Source organism: Olavius algarvensis spirochete endosymbiont (assembly GCA_900608495.1).
GTDB lineage: Bacteria > Spirochaetota > Spirochaetia > DSM-2461 > DSM-2461 > UBA2779.
In genome coordinates, this window is sequence record UWYT01000102.1 from 1 (window position 1) to 416 (window position 416).

Annotated in this window: 1 pseudogene; it reads left to right on the forward strand. The window is 56.0% G+C overall.

From position 1 onward, the window contains the following. Positions 1-360: pseudogene (locus tag S1OALGB6SA_RS02420) on the forward strand (hypothetical protein); the annotation flags it as partial. Between the last annotated feature and the right edge of the window lie 56 nt (positions 361-416).

The following is a 416-nucleotide window of genomic DNA, read 5'->3' on the forward strand; positions in this document are numbered from 1 at the left end:
AACACCAGTACGGAATCCGACAGCACCAGCAAAGCCTGGGTGGTAAGCACCTTTGGCACAGGGCTTAGATCCCCCCCCGGCGTGGCTGTGGACTCATCCGGCAATGTCTATGTGGCAGATAGTAACAACAACCGCATCCGGAAAATCACGCTGGCGGGGGTGGTAACCACCTTGGCCGGCAGTGACACGCCAGGCAATAAGGATGGCGCCGGCAACACGGCACAGTTCAGGTACCCCTCCGACGTAGCTGTGGACTCATCCGGCAATGTCTATGTGGCAGATGAAAGAGACGATCGCATCCGGAAGATAGAGTACAAGGTGCCCTGGGCGGAGGCGCGATGGCGCCTCATGTCAATATGATATCTTTTAGAATTGCCTCTTGATGCGAAGGCCGGGGCTGATTATCTCTTTGAAAG